Consider the following 22,262-nt stretch of genomic DNA (forward strand, 5'->3'; position numbering starts at 1 on the left):
ACTCGGCTACGGCCCCGCCTTCCGCGGACTGCGCGGGGCGTGGCGGCACGACGGCGACATCTACGCCGAGGTTGCCCTGCCCGATGCCGCCGCCGACGGCGGCTACGGTGTCCATCCGGCGCTCCTGGACGCCGCCCTGCACGCGGTCGGGTTCACCGGGATCGGCGCGGACACCGAAGCAGGTGCCGGACTGCTGCCGTTCTCCTGGACCGGCGTCGAGCTGCACGCCACCGCCGCCCGCGCGCTGCGAGTCCGCCTGCACCGCACCGCAGCCGACACGGTGACCCTGACCGCGACCGACCCGCTCGGCGCGCCGGTCATCACCATCGAGGGGTTGACCCTGCGGCCGGTGAGCAGGGATCGGCTCCGTCCTGCTGCCCGTGACCTGTACACGGTGGAGTGGACGCCGCACGCCGACCACACCGGGGCCGAACCCGCCGGCTCCTGGGCCGTGCTCGGCTCAGCGGAGCTGTGTGCCGCACTGCTCGCCGCGGGCGCGGACGCGAGGCTGTACGACACCCCCGACGACCGTGATCCGGCCGATGCCGTCGGCCGGGTCCTGGAACTCGTACAATCCCGGCTGCAAGCACCCGAGACCACACCCCTGGTCGTGCTGACCGACCATGCCGTCGGCGTGCAGCCCGGCGACCCGGTGCATCCGGCCGCCGCGGCGGTGTGGGGGCTGGTGCGGTCGGTGCAGACCGAACACCCGGGCCGGGTCGTGCTCATCGACAGCGACAGCACCACCTCGGGCACCGAATTGCTGCGCGCGTCGGTCGCCGGGGAGCCGGAGGTCGCCGTGCGCGACGGGGTGCTGTACACCCCGCGGCTGGTGCCCGAGACCGCGGCGGGGCTCGAGCTCCCAGGCACGGCCTGGCGGCTGACGCCGGGAGCGGACGGATCGCTGGAGAGCGTGTCGGCGGAGCCGGTCGCCGCGGCTGCCGTCGGCGCGGGCGAGGTGCGGGTGCGGGTGCTCGCCGCCGGGGTGAACTTCCGCGATGTGCTGATCGGGCTCGGCCTGTACCCCGGTGCGGCGGTGCTCGGTAGCGAGGGCGCCGGGGTGGTCGAGGAGGTCGGGGCCGAGGTCACCGGGATCGAGGTCGGCGATCGGGTCATGGGGCTCTTCGTCGGCGGGTTCGGGCCGTCGGTGGTGGTCGACCGGCGCACGGTGACCAGCATCCCCGCCGGGTGGTCGTTCGCGCAGGCGGCGTCGGTGCCGGTGGTGTTCCTGACCGCTTGGTACGGCTTGCGGGATCTGGCGCAGGTCCGGTCGGGGGAGCGGTTGCTGATCCATGCCGCTGCCGGTGGTGTGGGCATGGCGGCGACGCAGTTGGCGCGGCTGTGGGGTTTGGATGTGTGTGCGACTGCGAGCCCGGGCAAGTGGGCCGCGGTGGATGTCGAGCGGATCGCTTCTTCGCGTGAGTTGGGTTTCGGTCGGGTGCTGGGCGAGGTCGATGTGGTGCTGAATTCGTTGACCGGGGAGTTCTTGGACGAGTCGTTGTCGATGCTCGGCGCGGGTGGTCGGTTGATCGATATGGGCAAGCTCGATGTCCGGGATCCGGGCGAGGTGGCGGAGCGGTATCCGGGGGTGCGGTATCGCCGATTCGATTTGGCGGAGGCGGGTCTGGATCGGATCCAGCAGATGCTGGCCGAGCTGGCAGCGCTGTTCGAATCGGGCGCGCTCAGCCCACTGCCGACCCGGAGCTGGGACGCCCGCCGCGCCGTGGACGCGCTGCGTTTCGTGCAGCAGGCACGGCACATCGGCAAGGTCGTGCTCACCATCCCGCAGCCGTGGAATACCGAGGGCACGGTGCTGATCACCGGCGGCACCGGTGTCCTCGGCGCGGCTCTGGCACGCCACCTGGCCGCCACCGGGACGACCGGGCTGGTCCTCACCAGCCGCCGCGGCGCCGACGCGCCGGGCGCGGCGGAGCTGATCGCCGAGTTGGCCGGCGCGGGCGCGGCCGTTGAGGTGGTGGCCTGCGATGTCGCCGACCGGCAGGCGGTCGCTGCGCTCCTGACCGGAATCCCGAAGCTGACGGCGGTCGTGCACGCGGCCGGTGTACTCGACGACGGGGTGGTGGAATCGCTCACCCCGCGGCAGGTGCGGTCGGTGCTCGCCGCCAAAGCAGACGCCGCCCGGCACCTACACGAGCTGATCGGCGAGCGAACGCTGGTCCTGTTCTCCTCCGCCGCCGCGGCTTTCGGCAATGCCGGGCAGGCCAACTACGCGGCGGCCAACGCCTACCTGGATGCGCTGGCTACCGCGCGCCGCGCGCAGGGCCTTCCGGCGGTGTCGATCGGCTGGGGACTGTGGGAGCAGGCCAGTGCCATGACCGGTGCGCTCACCGGCGCCGATCACGCCCGCATGATTCGCGGTGGCATGCGCCCGCTACCCACCAGCCGCGGCCTCGCCCTCTTCGACGCGGCCGTCACCGGTGCGGCGACAGCGGTCCTCGCCATCGACCTGGACCACGGCGCGCTCCGCAGGCATCCGGAGACGATCCATCCGTTGCTCCGCGACCTGGTGCGCGCGCAGGCCCGCCGGGTCGCCGCCGACGACGCCGAGACGCCCGCGGGCGCGGCCGCCCGGCTGGCGGCCATGACCGAACCGCAGCGCTACCGCTATCTGTCGGAGCTGGTCCGCGGCCATGCCGCCACGGTGCTCGGGCACCGCGATGCCTCCGGTGTCGACACCGACCGCGCCTTCCGCGACCTGGGGTTCGATTCGCTGACCGCCGTCGAACTCCGCAACCGCCTGGCGAGCAGCACCGGCGTCGCCCTGCCCTCCACCCTGATCTTCGACCACCCCACCCCCGAATCCGTCACCCGTCTCCTGCTCCGGACGCTCCTCACCGACACCGCCGACCGGCCGACCGCGAGCCCGACCGCCGCGGCCACCGGCGACGCCATTGCCGTGGTGGGGATGGCGTGCCGGTTCCCCGGCGGGATCGGCACCCCCGAGCAGTTGTGGGAGCTGGTGATCGGTGCCGGTGACGCCATTACCGTCATGCCGGACGACCGCGGCTGGGACATCGCCGCGGTCTACAACCCCGATCCCGCAGGCGTCGGCACCTCGTACTCGCGCGAGGGCGGGTTCCTGCACGACGCGGGCGATTTCGATGCCGGGTTCTTCGGGATCTCCCCGCGCGAGGCGCTGGCGATGGATCCGCAGCAGCGTTTGATGCTCGAGGTCGCCTGGGAAGCGCTGGAGAGCGCCGGAGTGAACCCGAAATCATTGCGCGACAGTGATACCGGGGTCTTCGCAGGGGTGACCTATCACGATCACGCGTCCCGGTTGCGGAGCGTACCCGAGGGTCTGGAGGGGCTGCTCGGGACCGGTAGTTCGGCGAGTGTGGTGTCGGGCCGGTTGTCGTATGTGCTCGGCTTGCAGGGCCCGGCCATGACGATCGATACCGCGTGCTCGTCGTCCCTGGTCGCCACCCATCTGGCGGCACAGGCGCTGCGCGGCGGCGAATGCTCACTCGCGCTGGCCGGTGGCGTGACGGTCATGGCAACCCCGAGTACCTTCGTGGATTTCAGCAGGCAGCAGGGGCTCGCGGCCGATGGCCGGTGCAAGGCCTTCGATGCCGCCGCGGACGGTTTCGGCCCGGCCGAGGGTGTGGGTGTGTTGGTGCTGGAGCGGCTGTCGGACGCGCGGGCCAAGGGTCATCCGGTACTGGCGGTCCTGCGTGGTAGCGCGGTGAATCAGGACGGTGCGTCGAACGGGTTGACGGCGCCGAACGGGCCGGCTCAGCAGCGGGTGATCCGGCAGGCCCTCGCGTCGGGCGGGTTGCGTCCTTCCGAGGTGGATGTGGTCGAGGCGCATGGTACGGGGACCGCGCTCGGTGATCCCATCGAGGCGCAGGCGCTCATCGCCACCTACGGGCAGGACCGCGACGAGCCGTTGTGGCTGGGGTCGATCAAGTCCAATATCGGGCATACGCAGGCCGCGGCCGGGGTCGCCGGGGTGATCAAGATGATCATGGCGCTGCGGCACGAGGTGCTGCCCGCGACGCTGCACGTGGACGAGCCGACGCCGCATGTGGATTGGTCGTCGGGTGCGGTCTCGCTGCTGCGGAGTGCGCGGGAGTGGCCGGTCAACGGCCATCCGCGGCGCGCGGGGGTCTCCTCGTTCGGGATCAGCGGCACGAATGCGCACGTGATTCTGGAGCAGGCGCCCGATAGTGCCGAGCCCGAGCCGCTGGTCGCCGAGGGGCCGGTGGCGTGGGCGTTGTCCGCGCGTGGGCCGGAAGCACTGGTCGCGCAGGGGAAGCGGCTGGCTTCCTGGGTACGCGAGCACCCCGAGTTGGACCCAGTCGATATCGGCTGGTCGCTCTCGACCCGGTCGGTGTTCGAAGACCGTGCGGTAGTGGTCGGGCGTGATCGCGACGAACTGCTCGCCGCGCTGGCGGCGGGCGTGGTCGCCGGCCGGAAGGCGGGTGGGCTGAGCGTGATCTTCGGCGGGCAGGGTTCGCAGTGGGTCGGTATGGGTCGTGAGCTCGCGGCGGCGTTTCCGGTGTTCGCGGAAGCCTTGGACGAGGTGTGCGGGTATCTGGACGAGTCGTTGCGGGGGGTGATCGACGACGATCCGGTGCTGTTGAACGAGACCCGTTATACCCAGCAGGCGTTGTTCGCGGTCGAGGTCGCGTTGTTCCGGCTGCTCGAATCCTGGTCGATCACCCCCGATTACGTGCTCGGGCATTCGATCGGCGGCCTGGCGGCGGCGCATGTGGCGGGGGTTCTTTCGCTGCCGGATGCTGCGCGGGTGGTGGCCGAGCGTGGCCGTTTGATGCAGCGGCTTCCCGGTGGTGCGATGGTCTCCATTCGCGCGGGTGAGCGAGAAGTTCGTGGATCGTTGGTGCCGGGTGTGTCGATCGCGGCGGTCAATGCCGTCGATGCCGTGGTGATCTCGGGTGATGAGGACGCTGTCCTGGCGGTGGCCGCGAGGTGGGGGCGGACCAAGCGGTTGGCGGTCTCGCATGCGTTCCATTCCGCGCACATGGACGCCGTGCTGGGGGATTTCGCCCGGGTACTCGAGGGTGTCGAGTTGTTGCCGCCGCGTATTCCGGTGGTGTCGGACCGTACCGGTGAGTTGTTGACCGTCGAGCAGGCGACCTCGGTCGAGTACTGGGTGTCCCATGTGCGGGAGACGGTCCAGTTCTCGAAGGCGCTCGATGTCCTGGCCGATACCCATCACCTCGATGTGATGAAGCTGTTGCGCGGCGAGCGCGAGCTCCTGGAAGGCGTGGCCCGCGCGTTCACGGCAGGCACCGATGTGGACTGGTCCGTGGTGAAGCCAGGACGTCGAGTGCCGTTGCCCACCTATGCCTTCCAGCACGAACGCTACTGGCTCGAATCCACCACGGACGACACCGCATTCTGGCAGCTGATCGAGTCGGGGGACGACGACACCCTGACCCCGGTGCGCGATGCCCTCGCGGCCTGGCGCTCCTCCCGCCGCGCGCACGCGCAGCTCGACTCCTGGCGCTACCGCATCACCTGGAAGTCCGCGACCGAACCGCTCGGCACCGGCGTGCTCACCGGCACCTGGCTGATCGTCACCGCCTCCGGCCTCGATGAGCTCACCGCGGCGTGCGCTCGCGCGCTCACCGCGCGCGGCGCCACGATCGTCGTCACCGACGCCCCGGACGAACTTCCCGGCACGGCGGCACCGTTCACCGGCGTGCTGTCCCTGCTCGGCCTGCTCGACCTGCCGGATTCCACCGGGGTTACCCCCGGGCTCGCGCGGACGGTGCGCCTCATCCAGACGCTGAGCAGGAAGGAAGCGGGCGCACCGCTGTGGTCGGTGACCCGCGGCGCGGTCTCGACCGGCGCGGGCGACGAGCTGACCGCGCCCGCTCAGGCGATGGTGTGGGGCCTCGGCCGCGTCGCCGGGCTGGAGCACCCCGCACGCTGGGGCGGGCTCATCGACCTGCCCCCGGATGTCGACGCCGACGCCGAACGCGCGCTCTGCGCGGTCCTCTCGGGCACGACCGGTGAGGATCAGGTCGCGATCCGCCCGACGGGGGTGTTCCTGCGTCGCCTGCTCCCCGCACCCGCGAACGGCGCGCTGCCGGGAGTGGTTCCGGTCGCGGGCGGCACGGTCCTCATCACCGGCGGCACCGGTGCGCTGGGCGCACACGTGGCCCGCTGGGCCGCCGCTCAGGGCGCGAGCCGGATCCTGCTGCTCTCCCGGCGCGGCCCGGACACTCCCGGAGCCGGTGAGCTGATAGCCGAACTGCGTCCGTCGGCAACCGAGATCGCGGCGGTGGCCTGCGACATCACCGACCACGATGCAGTGGCGGGGATCATCGCCGCGATTCCGGACGAGCACCCGCTCACCACCGTCGTGCACACGGCGGGTGTCAGCACGCGGAGCGCCGTTGCCGATCTGGACACCGCCGGGCTGGCCGCGGTGACGGCGGCCAAGGTAGGCGGAGCGCTGGTGCTGCACCGGGTGCTCGCCGCGCTGCCGAACCCGGTGCGGCTGGTGCTCTTCTCCTCGGCCGCGGGCATCTGGGGCGGTGGCGGGCAGGGCGCCTACTCGGCGGCCAATGCTTACCTCGACGCCCTCGCCGAGCACCGGGCGGCCACCGGCGCGCCGACCACCGCCGTCGCATGGGGGCCGTGGGCGGCGGGCGGCATGGTCGACCGGGCGGCCAGTGAACAGCTGGACCGGCGCGGGCTGATCCTGCTGCCCCCGGACGCCGCCGTGCGCGCGCTGCACCGGGCGCTCGAGCTCGGCGACACCGCGATCACCGTGGCCGATATGAACTGGTCCCGGTTCTACCCCGCCTACGCCGATGCCAGGCAGCGCCCGCTGCTCGGCGACCTACCGCAGGTAGCGGCGCTGCTCGCGGCGGCGGAGCCGGATCCGGGCGGTGCCGGGCACCCGGCGCTGGTGGATCGGTTGGCCGAGCTGAGCGAGGCCGAGCAGCGCAAACACCTGCTCGAGCTCGTCCGTTCCGAGGCGGCAGGCGTTCTCGGCCACGCGAGTTCCGCCGCGGTGCCGACGACGCGCGGCTTCCTGGACTCCGGTTTCGACTCGCTGCTCGCGGTCGAATTCCGGAACCGGCTCGGCGTGGTCACCGGGCTCGCGCTGCCGTCCACCCTGCTTTTCGACTACCCCACGGTGGCCGCGGTCGCGGAGCACCTGCACGACCAGCTCTTCGACGTGGATGCCGGGTTGGCCGCCGCCCTGGAGCGTCTCGAGGCGATCCTGTCCCGGGAATCCGCCACCGACGATGTGCGCCTGCTGGTGAAACGCCGGATCGATCCGCTGCTGAACGGACGGCCGGATGCGAACGCGAACCCGGACCGGTTCCGAGAGTTCACGCCGGACGACATGTTCAAGCTCATCGACGACACCCTGGGTCTCGGATCAGCGGATGCCTCGGCTCCGAACGAGGAGGATGCGTAATGTCCACTGATCAGAAGATGTTCGACTACCTCAAGCTGACCGTCGCGCAGCTGGAGAACAGCCGCCGCCGCATCAGTGAACTGGAGGGCCGCTCGGGCGAGCCGCTCGCCATCGTCGGCATGGCGTGCCGGTTGCCCGGCGGGGTGCGGAATCCGGAAGAGCTGTGGCAGCTGGTGCTGCGCGGTGCGGACGCGATCACCGGATTCCCGGCGGGCCGCGGCTGGGATCTGGCCGGGCTCTACGACCAGGACCCGGACAATCCCGGGACCTCCGCCACCCGCGAAGGGGGATTCCTGCACGACGCGGGCGAGTTCGACGCCGACTTCTTCGGCATCTCCCCGCGCGAGGCGCTCGGCATGGACCCGCAGCAGCGGCTGCTGCTGGAGACGAGTTGGGAGGCGCTCGAGGACGCCCACATCGACCCGAAGACATTGCACGGTAGCAATACCGGTGTCTACATCGGCAGCAATGCGCAGGACTACGGGATCGTGGCGCAGGGCTCAGCGGCGCGGTCCGACGGCTACCTGCTCACCGGCACCGCGGGCAGCGTGCTCTCCGGGCGGGTGGCGTACACGTTGGGGTTGGAGGGGCCCGCGGTGACCGTCGACACCGCCTGCTCGTCGTCGCTGGTCGCGCTGCACCTGGCCGGGCACGCGCTGCGCGCGGAGGAGTGCTCGCTGGCGCTGGTCGGCGGGGTGGCGGTGATGGCCACTCCGACCGGATTCGTGGAGTTCACCCGGCAGCGCGGGCTGGCCGCAGACGGCCGGTGCAAATCCTTCGCCGGCGCCGCCGACGGCACCGGCTGGGGCGAGGGTGTCGGCATCCTCGTACTGGAACGTCTCTCGGACGCGCGGGCGAAGAACCACCGGGTGCTCGCGGTGGTCAAGGCCGGTGCGGTGAACCAGGACGGCGCCTCCAGTGGCCTGACCGCGCCGAACGGCCCGGCCCAGCAGCGGGTGATCCGACAGGCGCTGACCGCCGCCGGGCTGGACGTCGCCGATGTCGATCTCGTCGAGGCGCACGGCACCGGTACCTCCCTCGGTGACCCCATCGAGGCGCAGGCGCTGCTGGCCACCTACGGGCAGGACCGCACCGAGCCGCTGCGGCTGGGGTCGATCAAGTCGAATATCGGCCACACCCAGGCCGCCGCCGGTGTCGCCGGTGTCATCAAGATGGTGCAGGCATTGCGGCACGGGGTGATGCCCGCGACGCTGCACGTGGACGAGCCGACGCCACAGGTGGATTGGGCGTCGGGCGCGGTCGAGCTGCTGACCGAGGCGCGGGACTGGCCGGAGCGCGAGCGTCCGCGCCGGGCCGCCGTCTCGTCGTTCGGGATCAGTGGGACCAATGCGCACGTGATTCTGGAGCAGGCGCCGGAGGCCGACGAGGTCGAGCCGGTCGAGGCTCACGGGCCGGTGGCGTGGGTGGTTTCGGGCCGGGGCCGGGATGCTGTCGCGGCGCAGGCGGGCCGGTTGGCGGAGTGGGTGCGGGAGCGTCCGGAGCTGCTGCCGGTGGATGTGGCGGGCTCGCTGGTGGCGACGCGGTCGGTGTTCGAGGACCGCGTGGTGGTGGTCGGTGCGGACCGCGACGAACTGCTGGCGGGGCTCGACGGCGCGGCACAGGGGTTCCCGCATCCCGGCGTGGTGACCGGTACGGCGGGTCCGGAGTCCGGTGTGGTGTTCGTATTTCCCGGCCAGGGTGGTCAGTGGGTCGGGATGGGCCGTGAGCTGCTGGCATCGTCCCCGGTATTCGCGGCACGAATGGGAGAGTGCGAAGCGGCGCTCGCGCCCCATGTTTCCTGGTCTCTGCGTGACGTTCTGTCCGAGGAGGACGCGCTGGCGCGGGTGGATGTCGTGCAGCCGGTGCTGTGGGCGGTCATGGTGTCCCTCGCCGCTGTCTGGGATTCGCGGGGTGTGCGTCCCGCCGCGGTGATCGGCCACTCGCAGGGCGAGATCGCCGCCGCCGTCGTCGCAGGCGCGCTGAGCCTCGAGGACGGTGCCAGGGTGGTGGCGCTGCGCAGTGCCGCGCTGCGTTCCCTGAGCGGCAGCGGAACCATGCTGTCGGTCGCCGCTCCGGTGTCGGAACATCCCGGCGTCTCCGTCGCGGCGATCAACGGCCCCGATTCTGTCGTTCTTTCGGGCACGATCGAAGCCTTGCAGCAGGTCGTGGACGAGCTGGGCGACGACGTCCGGACCCGTTGGCTCCCGGTCGATTACGCTTCGCACTCCCCGGCGGTGGAGACCCTGCGCGAAGAACTGGCCCGGCAGCTCGCCGGTCTCGCACCGGCGCGGTCGCGGGTGCCGCTGTACTCCACGGTCACCGCGGGCGTCCTCGACACCACGACGATGGATGCCGCCTACTGGTACGAGAACCTGCGCACCACGGTCGATTTCCACGGCGCGGTCACCGCCGCGCGAGAAGACGGTCTCACCAGACTCGTGGAGGTCTCCCCGCACCCCGTACTGTCCGGCACGGTCACCGTCGGCACGCTGCGCCGCGATCAGCCCGAGCAGCGCCAGTTCCTGCTCGCGGCGGCGGAACTGTTCGTCACCGGCACCCCGATCGACTGGGACACGGCGGGCCGCCGCATCCCGCTGCCCACCTACGCCTTCCAGCACCGGAACTACTGGGTCGAACCCGCCACCGAAACCGTCGACGCCGAGTTCTGGCACCGGGTCGAGCAGGGCGATATCCCCGCGCTCGCCACCTCCACCGCCCCCGAGTCCTGGGAAGCGGTCCTGCCCGACCTGCTCGCCTGGCGCGACCGCAAGCAAATCCGCGGCCGCGTCGCCTCCTGGCGCTACCACGTCACCTGGACACCGCGTCCGGCCCGGCCGGTGGCCGCACCGACCGGAACCTGGCTCGTCGTCGCCGCCGACGAGGACCCGCACGCCGAGGCGCTCGCGACCGCCCTCGAGCACGCGGGCGCCACCGCCAGGATCATCCGCCCCGACGGCGCGGAGATCGGTGCGCGTGCCACCTGGACTCCGTCCCTCACCGGTCCCTGCTCCGGCGTCGTCTCGCTGCTCGGCCTGGCGGAGCAGCCGCATCCGCGCTATCCGACGGTCCCGACCGGGCTGGCAGGCACCGTGAGCCTGCTGCAGGCGCTCGGTGCCGCCGGAATCGACGCTCCGCTGTGGTGCCTCACCCGGGGCGCCGTCGCCACCGGGCACGGGGACGAGTTGCGCAACCCCACCCAGGCGCTGGTCTGGGGAATCGGCCGGATCGCCGCGCTCGAGCATCCGGAGCGCTGGGGTGGGCTGCTCGACCTGCCGCCCGACCCCGGCGCCGCCGAGTGGGCGGCGGTCTGCGCGGCACTTGCCGCCGACGACGGCGAGGACCAGCTGGCGCTGCGCCCCACGGGCGTCCGGGTGCGGCGGCTGGTGCCCGCGCTGCCGGTGAGTGCCACGGCACACGATGATGACTGGGCCGGTGGCACGGTGCTCGTCACCGGCGGCACCGGGGCGCTCGGCGCGCACATCGCACGCTGGGCCGCGCGGCGCGGCGCCGCTCGGTTGCTGCTGCTCGGCCGCCGCGGGCAGGCGACGCCCGGGATCGAACCGCTGCTGGACGAGCTGCGGGCCACCGGCTGCCGGGCCGACGTCGTGGCCTGCGACGTGGCCGACCGCACCGCGCTGGCCGGTGTCCTCGCGGATATCCCGGTCGAATTCCCGCTGACGGCGGTGATCCACGCGGCGGGCGCGCTCGATGACGACCTGCTGGACGCGCTGCACCCGGCCCGCATGGAGACACCGCTGGGCGCGAAGGTGACGGGCGCGTGGAACCTGCACGAGCTGACCGCGGAGCAGCCGCTGCGGAAATTCGTCCTCTTCTCGTCGTTCGGCGGCGTCGTCGGCTCGCCCGGCCAGGGGAACTACGCCCCGGCCAATGCCTACCTCGATGCCCTTGCCCAGTACCGGCGCGCCCGCGGGCTGCCCGCCACCGCGGTCGCCTGGGGCGCCTGGGCGGGCGACGGCATGGCGCGGCAGCCGACCATCGACCGCTTCATCCGGCACGGCGTCCCGCCCATGGCGGTCCCGGACGCACTGCTCGCCTGGGAGACCGCGCTCGCCGCCGACGAACCCGCCGTGCTCATCGCGGATATCGACTGGCAGAAGTTCTGGGTCGCCAACAATGCCGAGCGGCGCAACCACCTCTACGATGACATCCCCGGCCTCGGTGACCGGATCGCGGAGCTCGGCGCACCCCGGGCGGGCCGCCACGACCTGGCCCGGCAGCTCGCGGGCAGCTCTGCGGCCGAGCAACGCGCCACCGTGCTCGAACTGGTCCGGCGCACGGTCGCGACCGTGCTCGGGCACACCGGAGCGGAACGCATCGAGGTAGGCCGCGCCTTCCGCGACCTCGGTTTCGACTCGCTGACCGCGGTCGAACTCCGCAACCGGCTGGGTGCCGCCACCGCCGTTCCGCTGCCCGCCACCCTGGTGTTCGACTACCCGACCGCCGACGCCGTTACCGACCACATCCTCGGTGAACTCTTCGGCGCCGCGGCTGCGGACCCACCGATCACCCGCGCCGGCGAGCCGGGGGAGCCGCTGGCCGTCGTCGGCATGGCCTGCCGGTACCCCGGCGGGGTCGGCTCCCCGGACGAGCTGTGGCGGCTGATCCTGGACGGCGGCGACGCCATCACCCCCTTCCCGGCCGATCGCGGTTGGGATCTCGACGCCCTCTACGACCCGGATCCCGACAGTCGCGGCACCACCTACGCCCGTGCGGGCGGATTCCTGCACGACGCGGGACGATTCGATGCCGCCTTCTTCGGCATCTCCCCGCGCGAGGCGCTCGCCATGGACCCGCAGCAGCGGCTGCTGTTGGAGACGAGCTGGGAGGCACTCGAGCACGCCGGAATCGACCCGACGACCCTGCGCGGCAGCGATACCGGCGTCTTCACCGGTCTGAGCTACCACGACTATCTGTCCGGCATCGACACCCTGCCCGACGGCGTCGAAGGGTTCGTCGGCACCGGCAGCTCCGCGAGCGTGGTCTCGGGGCGGATCGCCTACCTCTTCGGACTGGAGGGGCCCGCCGTCACGCTGGACACCGCCTGCTCGTCCTCGCTGGTGGCCATGCACATGGCCGCGCAGGCGCTGCGCTCCGGCGAGTGCTCGATGGCGCTGGCCGGTGGCGTGACCGTGATGGCGACGCCGTCCGGGTTCGTGGAGTTCTCCCGCCAGCGCGGGCTCGCCGAGGACGGGCGCTGCAAGGCGTTCGGCGCGGCCGCCGACGGGTTCGGCCCCGCCGAGGGCGTTGGTGTGCTCGTCCTGGAGCGGCTCTCGGACGCGCAGGCGAACGGCCATTCGGTGCTCGCGGTGCTGCGCGGCAGCGCGGTGAACCAGGACGGCGCTTCCAATGGGTTGACCGCGCCGAACGGGCCGTCCCAGCAGCGGGTGATCCGCCGGGCGCTGGACGCCGCCGGTGTGACCAGCGCCGAGGTGGATGTGGTCGAGGCGCACGGCACCGGGACCGCGCTCGGTGATCCCATCGAGGCGCAGGCGCTGCTGGCGACCTACGGGCAGGACCGTTCGGAGCCGTTGTGGTTGGGGTCGGTGAAGTCGAATATCGGCCACACTCAGGCCGCGGCCGGGGTTGCGGGGGTGATCAAGATGGTGATGGCGCTGCGGCACGGGGTCATGCCGCCGACGTTGCACGTCGAGGAGCCGACGCCGCACGTGGATTGGTCGTCGGGGGCGGTCGAGTTGCTCACCAGCGCGCGGGAGTGGCCTGTTGATGGTCGTCCGCGGCGGGCGGGGGTCTCCTCGTTCGGGATCAGCGGCACGAACGCGCACGTGATCCTCGAGGAGGCGCCTGATAGTGCCGAGCCCGAGCCGCTGGTCGCCGAGGGGCCGGTGGCGTGGGCGTTGTCCGCGCGTGGGTCGGAAGCGCTTGCCGCGCAGGGGAAGCGGTTGGCGCAGTGGGTGCGGGAGCATCCGGAGCTGGACCCTGTCGATATCGGGTGGTCGCTGGCGCGGACCCGTGCGGTGTTGGAGGACCGTGCGGTGGTGGTCGGGAGCGGTCGCGGCGAGTTGCTGGCGGCGCTGGAGGCGGGTGTGGTTCCCGGGCGGCGTGCGGGTGGGCTGAGCGTGATCTTCGGCGGGCAGGGTTCGCAGTGGGTCGGTATGGGTCGTGAGCTCGCGGCAGCGTTCCCGGTGTTCGCCGCAGCCCTGGACGAGGTGTGCGGGTATCTGGACGAATCGCTGCGGGACGTGATCGACGACGATCCCGAGCTGTTGAACGAGACCCGCTACACTCAGCAGGCGCTGTTCGCGGTCGAGGTCGCGTTGTTCCGGCTGCTCGAATCCTGGTCGGTCATCCCCGATTATGTGCTCGGGCATTCGATCGGCGGCCTGGCGGCGGCGCATGTGGCGGGGGTTCTTTCGCTGCCGGATGCTGCGCGGGTGGTGGCCGAGCGTGGCCGTTTGATGCAGCGGCTTCCCGGTGGTGCGATGGTCTCCATTCGCGCGGGTGAGCGAGAAGTTCGTGAATCGTTGGTGCCGGGTGTGTCGGTCGCGGCGGTCAATGCCGTCGATGCCGTGGTGATCTCGGGTGATGAGGACGTTGTCCTGGCGGTGGCCGCGAGGTGGGGGCGGACCAAGCGGTTGGCGGTCTCGCATGCGTTCCATTCCGCGCACATGGATGCCGTGCTGGGGGATTTCGCCCGGGTACTCGAGGGTGTCGAGTTGTCGCCGCCGCGTATTCCGGTGGTGTCGGACCGTACCGGTGAGCTGTTGACCGTCGAGCAGGCGACCTCGGTCGAGTACTGGGTGTCGCATGTGCGGGAGACGGTCCAGTTCTCGAAGGCGCTCGATGTCCTGGCCGATACCCATCACCTCGATGTGATGAAGCTGTTGCGCGGCGAACGCGAACTCCTGGAAGGCGTGGCCCGCGCGTTCACCGCGGGCGTCGACGTCGACTGGTCCGCGGTCAAACCCGGTCACCGAGTGCCGCTGCCCACCTATGCCTTCCAGCACGAGAACTACTGGCTGACCTCGACTCGAACCGGCCCCGCCGCCCTCGGCCTCGGCCCGGCGGCCCATCCCATGCTCGGCGCCGTCATCGGCATCCCCGAGACCGGGGTCACCGTCCTGACCGGCCACCTCTCCCTGAGCACCCTCCCGTGGCTGGCCGATCACGCGGTGATGGACACGGTGCTCCTGCCCGGCACGGCCTTCGTCGAACTGGCGGTGCAGGCCGGGGATCGGGTGGGCGCGGCCGGGCTGGAGGAGCTCGTGCTGCACGTTCCGCTGGTGCTCCCCGACGCCGGTGCCGGGCGGGATCTCCGGGTGATCGTCGGCGGGGAGCAGGAGGCCGGGCTGCGGGCCGTCGACATCTACTCCCGCGACCCCGCCGATACCGCCGCCTGCGAGGACAACTGGATCCGGCACGCGAGCGGCATCCTCGGCGCGGTGCGCCCGGCCGGGAGCGGCGACCCCGAGTTCGCGACCTGGCCGCCGACCGGTGCGGAACCGCTGGAGCTGACCGGCTTCTACGCGGGGCTGCACGATCTCGGCTTCGACTACGGCCCGGTATTCCGCGGCCTCCGCCGAGCCTGGCGGCGCGGCGACGACATCTTCGCCGATGTCGCGCTGCCGCAGCAGGATCGGACCGCCGCCGCGGACTACGCCCTGCACCCCGCCGTCTCGGACGCGGCGCTGCACGCCATCTCGCTCTTCGACACCGAGCACACCGGCGGCGGAATGCCGTTCGCCTGGGCGGGGGTGTCGCTGCACGCCAACGCGGCCGCCGAGCTACGGGTCCGGGTGACCCGCCGGGCGGACGGGGCCATTGCCGTCACCGCCGCCGACCCGGGCGGCGTGCCGGTGCTCGATATCGAATCGCTGACCCTGCGCCCGGTAGCCGGGGAGCTGCTCGGGCGGCCGCACCCGGCCAGGGCGGACGATCTGTTCGTCCTCGACTGGGTGGCCGCCGTCGCCGAAGCGCCCCGGGAGGTCGGGACGTGGACCGAGCTGTCCGGGCTCGAGCAGATCGGTCCGGGCAATGCCGTACTCCCCGTTACCGCGGGCGATGTCGCCGACACCGTGCAGCACGTCCTCGATGTGCTGCGAGCCTGGCTGACCGAGGCGGACAGCTCCGCCCGGCTGGTGATCGGCACCGCCGGCGCGGTGGCCGTCGGCCCGGACGACGACGTGCAGAGCCCGGCGGGCGCGGCGGTCTGGGGGCTGGTGCGCACCGCGCAGTCCGAGCACCCGGATCGGCTGATCCTGCTGGACGCCGACCGGCAACAGCTCGACCCGCCGACGCTCGCCGCCGTGCTCGCCTGCGGCGAACCCCAGGTCGCGCTGCGCGGCGATGTTCTGCACGTGCCGCGGCTGCACCGGGCGCAACCCGCCGCCGAGCAGCAGGCCGTGCGCTGGGACGAGGCCGGGACGATCCTCGTGACCGGTGGCAGCGGCGCCCTCGGCCGGGTGATCGTCCGGCACCTGGCGGAGCAGGGCGCCCGGCACTTCCTGCTCACCGGCCGCCGCGGCGAGGACGCACCGGGGGTCCCGGAGTTCCGCACCGAACTCCGGGGCCTCGGCGCCGACGTCGAGGTCGTCGCCTGCGACATAGCCGACCGGGGCGCGGTGGCCCGGCTGCTCGACGCCATCCCGCCGGAGCGTCCGCTCTCCGCCGTGGTGCACGCCGCGGGCATCGTCGACGACGGCACCCTCGAATCGCTCACCCCCCGGCAACTGCGCACCGTCCTCGCCCCGAAGGTCGACGGCGCCCGCCACCTGCACGAGCTGACCGCTGGGCTCCCGCTCTCGGCCTTCGTGCTCTTCTCCTCGGCCTCCGGCACCTTCGGGAACGCGGGGCAGGCGAACTACGCGGCGGCCAATGCCTTCCTGGACGGGCTGGCCGCGCACCGGCGCCATCGCGGGCTGCCCGCGGTATCGCTCGGCTGGGGGCTGTGGGCCGAGGCGAGCGGGCTGACCGGCGGGCTGAGCGAGGTCGACCGCAGCCGCATGCGCCGCGGTGGCGTCGCCGCGCTCTCCAACGAGCAGGGCACCGCGCTGTTCGATGCCGCGCTGGTGGCCGGGCGGCCCGCCGTCCTCCCCATCCGGCTGCGGCTCACCGGCCGGGACGATCTCGCCGCACCGGTGCCGCCGCTGCTCCGCGACCTGATCCGCACCCGCCGGAACGCCGGAACCGCCGCGGCCGAACCGGATACGCTCGTCCGGCGGCTGCGCGGGGCCGCGCCGGACGAGCAGCGCGGCACCGTGCTCGAGCTGGTACGTACGCAGATCGCGAGCACGCTGGGGCACAGTACCGCGGGCCGGATCGACGAAGATCGGGCGCTGCGCGAGATCGGCTTCGACTCGCTGACCGCGGTCGAGCTGCGCAACCGGCTCGGCGCGGCCACCGGGCTGCGGCTCCCCGCCACCCTGACCTTCGACTACCCGACCCCGGCCGCCATCGCCGAGCACCTGCTCGGCGAACTCCTCGGCCGGAACGAAGCCGTCCGCGCGGCGGCGGCCCCGGTGGGCTCGGACGAGCCGCTCGCGGTGGTGGGGATGGCCTGCCGGTATCCGGGCGGTATCACCAACCCGGACGAGCTGTGGCAGCTGGTCGCCGAGGGCCGGGAGGGCATCACGCTGTTCCCGGGCGATCGCGGCTGGGATATCGACGCCCTCTACCACCCGGATCCCGGCAACCGCGGCACCTCCTACGCGCGGGAGGGCGGTTTCCTGCACGAGGCCGGGGAGTTCGACGCGGGCTTCTTCGGAATCTCCCCCCGCGAGGCGCTGGCGATGGACCCGCAGCAGCGGCTGCTGCTGGAGACCGGCTGGGAGGCGCTGGAGAACGCGGGGATCGACCCGAAGTCACTGCGGGGCAGCGATACCGGCGTCTTCGCCGGGCTGATGTACCACGACTACGTCACCAGGTTGACGGCCGTCCCGGACGGTGTCGAGGGGTACATGGGCACCGGCAACGCGGGCAGCGTCGTCTCGGGCCGCGTGGCCTATGCGCTCGGGCTGGAGGGTCCGGCGGTGACGGTGGACACCGCGTGCTCGTCGTCGCTGGTGGCATTGCACTGGGCCGGGCAGGCGCTGCGGTCGGGGGAGTGCTCGATGGCCTTGGCCGGCGGGGTGACGGTGATGGCGACGCCGGGAACCTTCGTGGATTTCAGCCGTCAGCGGGGGCTGGCCGCGGATGGCCGGTGCAAGTCCTTCGCGGGTGCCGCCGATGGGACGGGGTGGAGTGAAGGCGTGGGTGTCGTCGTGCTGGAGCGGCTCTCCGATGCCATCGCCAACGGGCATCCGGTGCTGGCGGTGCTGCGCGGGAGTGCGGTGAATCAGGACGGCGCCTCGAATGGCCTGACCGCGCCGAACGGCCCGGCTCAGCAGCGGGTGATCCGCCGCGCACTCGACGCCGCCGGCTTGACCACCGCCGAGGTGGACGTGGTGGAGGCGCACGGCACCGGCACCGCGCTCGGTGACCCCATCGAGGCCCAGGCGCTGCTGGCCACCTACGGCCGGCACCGCACCGAGCCGCTGTGGCTCGGTTCGATCAAATCGAATATCGGTCACACCCAGGCCGCGGCCGGGGTCGCGGGTGTCATCAAGATGGTGATGGCCATGCGGCACGGGGTGCTGCCCGCGACCCTGCACGTGGACGAGCCGACGCCGCACGTGGACTGGGCGTCCGGGGCGGTCGAGCTGCTGACCTCCGCGCGGGACTGGCCTGACGCCGAGCGCCCGCGGCGGGCGGCGGTGTCGTCCTTCGGGATCAGCGGCACGAACGCGCACCTGATCCTGGAGCAGGCGCCCGAGCTCGCGGCACCGGAGCCGGTCGCCGCCGCCGAGGGGCCGGTGGCCTGGGTGGTGTCGGGGCGGGGCCGGGACGCCGCGGCGGGCCAGGCCGGGCGGCTGGCGGCCTGGGTGCGGGCGCGCCCGGAGCTGCGGCCCGTCGATATCGGCTGGTCGTCGGTGACCTCGCGATCGGTGTTCGAGAACCGGATCGTGGTGCTCGGCCGGGACCGCGATACGCTCCTGGCCGGCCTGGACGCCGCGGCCGCCGGGGCCCCGCACCCCGGCGTGGTGTCCGGGGCCGTGCTCGCCACCGATTCCGGTGCGCGGCCCGGCCTCGCCCTGCTGTTCGCGGGGCAGGGCTCGCAGCGGCCGGGGATGGGGCGCGAACTCGCCGCCGCCTTCCCGGTGTTCGCCGCGGCGCTGGACACCGTCTGCGCGGCACTGGACGAATGGCTGCCGCGCCCGCTGCGCACGGTGCTGTTCGCCGAGCCGGGTACGCCGGAGGCGGCGTTGCTGGACGAGACCCGCTACACCCAGGCGGCGCTCTTCGCCGTGCAGGTGGCGCTGTTCGAGCTGCTCGAATCCTGGTCCGTCACCCTCGGTCACCTGCTCGGGCACTCGATCGGCGGGCTGGCCGCCGCGCATGTGGCCGGGGTCATGTCGCTCGGCGACGCGGCGCGGGTGGTGGCCGAGCGCGGGCGCCTGATGCAGCAGCTGCCCCGCGGCGCCATGGCCGCCATCCGCGCCGGAGAGCAGGAAGTGCTGGACTCGCTCACCGCGGTGCTCGGGGCCGACGCGCCGCAACGGATCGGGATCGCCGCGGTGAATGCCCCCGACGCCACGGTGATCTCCGGTGATCCGGACGCCGTCGCGGCGCTCACCGAGCACTGGATGGCCGCCGGGCACCGGGTCAGAGAGCTGGCGGTCTCGCACGCCTTCCACTCGCCGCAGATGGACTCGGTCCTGGACGACTTCCGCGCGGTGCTCGAGACCGTCGAATTGCATCCGCCGCGGATCCCGGTGATCTCGGACAGCACCGGCGAGCCGCTCACCGCCGAGCAGGCGACCTCCCCGGAGTACTGGGTGCGCCATGTGCGCGAGACCGTGCGGTTCTCCCGGGCGCTGGCCGGGCTCGCGGAGCGGGGCGTCGGGTACTTCGTCGAGCTCGGGAACGGCGGCCTGGCGGGGCTCGCCGCCCACCACACGACCACGGGAGCCGAGGTGTCGGTAGGGCTGCTGCGCGGCGCGACCGAGCCGGAGGCGGTGCTCACCGGGGTCGCGCGGATCTTCGCCGCCGGGGTGCAGGTGGACTGGTCCGCGGTACGCCCCGGCCACCGGGTTCCGCTGCCCACCTACGCTTTCCAACGGCAGCGGTACTGGCTGGAGGCCGATGCGGCGCACGCTGCCGATGTCACGGGCGCGGGGCTGGATCCAGTCGCGCACCCGCTGCTCGGGGCCGCGGTCAGCACCGCCGACGGCGGTACGGTCGTGCTCACCGGCCGGCTCTCGACCCGGAGCCAGCCGTGGCTGGCCGAGCACACCGTGCTGGGGACCGTGCTGCTGCCGGGCAGCGTCTTCCTCGAACTGGTGAGCCGCGCAGGCGCCGAGGCCGGATGCGGCCGGATCGACGAGCTCGTGCTGCACAGCCCCGCCGTCCTCGACCACGACGGCCTCGACCTCCAGGTGCTGGTCGGCCCGGCGGACGCGGCGGACACCCGCGCGGTGGACGTCTACTCCCGCGCCGATCGAGGCGAGTGGACCCACCACGCCACCGGACGGCTCTCGAGCGCGGCCGAGGTGCGGGCCTCCGCCGCGACCCCGTGGCCGCCCGAGGACGCGGAGCCCGTCGATTTCGCCGAGCTCTACGACCGGCTGGCGCTGGCCGGTATCGACTACGGCCCTACCTTCCGCGGGCTGCGCGGCGTGTATCGCGCCGGTGCGGAGGTCTTCGCCGATGTCGCGCTGCCCGCTGCCGATCCCGACGGCGCCGGTTTCGGGCTGCACCCCGTGCTCGGCGACGCGGCCCTGCACGCCGTCGGATTCACCGCGCTCGCCCGGGACGGCGGCATCGGCACCGGCGGGCTGCCCTTCACCTGGAGCGGGGTCACGGTGGCGCGGACCGGGGCGCAGGCGCTGCGGGTGCGGCTGCGTCCGACCGGCGCCGACACCCTGGAGCTGCTCGCCACCGACACCGCGGGCACCCCGGTGCTCTCGATCGACTCGCTCACCCTGCGCGCCGTCGCCGCGCCACCGCGCGGTACCCGCGATCTCTACACGGTCTGCTGGACGCCGCTCCCGGCCGTGCCGGGCAGCTCCCCGCTGATCCGCATTCCGGCCGTCCCCGCGGAGCCGTCCGCCACCGCCACCGCCGTGCTCGACCTGACCGCGCACGGCGGCCCGGAACCGGCCGCGGTGCACGCGGCGGTGACCACCGCGCTCGACGCCGTGCAGCGCTGGCTGGCCGCCGACGGCACCGCCCGGCTCGCCGTCCTCACGAGGCACGCGGTCGCGATCGACGAGACCGACGCCGCGCCGGACCCGGCGGCCGCCGCGGTCTGGGGGCTGGTCCGCACCGCGCAGTCCGAACACCCGGACCGGTTCGTCCTGATCGATGTCGACCACCTCGACCCCGACGACCGGGAGCTGGAACGCGCTCTGGCACGGCCGGAGCCGCAGTTGGCGCTGCGCGGCGGCACCCCGCACAGCCCCCGGCTGCGCCGGGCCCGGGTACCGGACGGCATCGAACCGCCGGAGTGGACCGGGACGGTGCTCATCACCGGAGGCACCGGCGTGCTCGCCGCCGCGCTCGCCCGTCACCTGGCCCGCGCGGGCGCGCCGCGGCTGCTGCTCGCGAGCAGGCGCGGCCCCGACGGCGACGGCACCGCCGCGCTGGTCGCGGAGCTTGCCGCCGCCGGTGCGCACGCCGAGGCCGTCGCCTGCGATGTCGCGGATCGTGAGTCGGTGGCCGCGCTGCTGCGCGGCATCCCGGCGAGCCATCCGCTGACCGCCGTCATTCACACCGCGGGCGTGCTGGACGACGGGGTGCTCGACGCGCTGACGCCGGAGCGCATCCGGACGGTGGCGGCGCCGAAGGTGGACGGGGCATGGAATCTGCACGACCTCACCCGCGAGCTCCCACTCACCGCCTTCGTGCTGTTCTCCTCGGCAGCGGCGACCTTCGGCAATCCGGGGCAGGCGAACTACGCGGCGGCCAACGCCTACCTCGATGCCCTGGCCCGCCACCGGCACGGCGCGGGGCTACCGGCGACCGCGCTGGGCTGGGGGCTGTGGGCCGAGACCGGCGGCATGGCGGGCCACCTCGATCACGGCCGCGCCGACCGGATGGACGCGCTCTCCACCGATCAGGGGCTCGCGCTCTTCGATCTCGCGGTGGGACAGCCGCAGGCCTGCCTGCTGCCGATGCGCGTCGGGCGCGAGGCACTGCGACCCGACGGGCCGACGCATCCCCTGCTGCGGGAGCTGGTGCGGGCACCGACCCCCGGCGGCCCCGACCCGGGTGACGTGCCTCCGGTCGAGCGGCTGGCCGGGCTCGCCGAGCCCGAGCAGCGGAAATACCTGCTCGATCTGGTGGCCGCGCACATCGCGCCGGTGCTCGGCTTCGCCGGCCCCGCGGAGGTGGATCCGAACCGGAATTTCCTGGAGATGGGGTTCGACTCGCTGGCCGCCATCGAGCTCCGGAATCGGCTCGATACCGCGACCGGGCTGCGGTTGCCGACGAGCCTCGTCTTCGACCAGCCGACGCCGACGGTGCTGGCGCTGCACCTGCTGGAGCAGCTGCGGCCGAGCCGGGAATCGCAGCTCGCGGAGGTGTTCGACGCCATCGACCGGGGCCTCGACCGGCTGCTCCGGCTCGGGCTGGAGGAGCCGGACGGCGGCGGCGAATCGGCGGCCGCGCAGCGGTTGAAGGCGCTGGGCGCGCGGGTGGCGAAGCTCAGGACCGACGGTGCGGCTGCGTCGGCGACGGGCGATCTCGCCGATCTCGACGACGACGAAATGTTCAGTCTCATCAGCAAGACCCTCAATATCTCCGAGGACTAGGCGGGCGCGAT

The 22,262-nt window shown here is 72.9% G+C and carries 2 protein-coding genes (1 of these 2 cut by a window edge); both read left to right on the plus strand.

The annotated features are described in order from the left end of the window. Positions 1-7,423, plus strand: partial view of a type I polyketide synthase gene (locus tag ACFUUZ_RS00720; protein ID WP_378690763.1) — the final stretch only. It extends 12,920 nt beyond the left edge of the window; the window shows 7,423 of its 20,343 coding nt (coding positions 12,921-20,343); the start codon falls outside the window, past its left edge; its stop codon occupies positions 7,421-7,423. Beyond that, a complete protein-coding gene (locus ACFUUZ_RS00725) occupies positions 7,423-22,251 on the plus strand; it encodes a type I polyketide synthase (protein WP_378690766.1) in 14,829 nt (4,942 codons plus the stop codon). The genes ACFUUZ_RS00720 and ACFUUZ_RS00725 overlap by 1 nt, the downstream gene beginning before the upstream one ends. The last annotated feature ends 11 nt before the right edge of the window (positions 22,252-22,262 follow it).

The sequence above is a fragment of the Nocardia sp. NPDC057353 genome (genome assembly GCF_042667085.1).
Lineage (GTDB): Bacteria > Actinomycetota > Actinomycetes > Mycobacteriales > Mycobacteriaceae > Nocardia.

Coding starts and splice junctions, on each gene's coding strand:
- ACFUUZ_RS00725 (WP_378690766.1), top strand. CDS start 7,423: ATGTCCACTGATCAGAAGATGTTCGACTACCTCAAGCTGACCGTCGCG.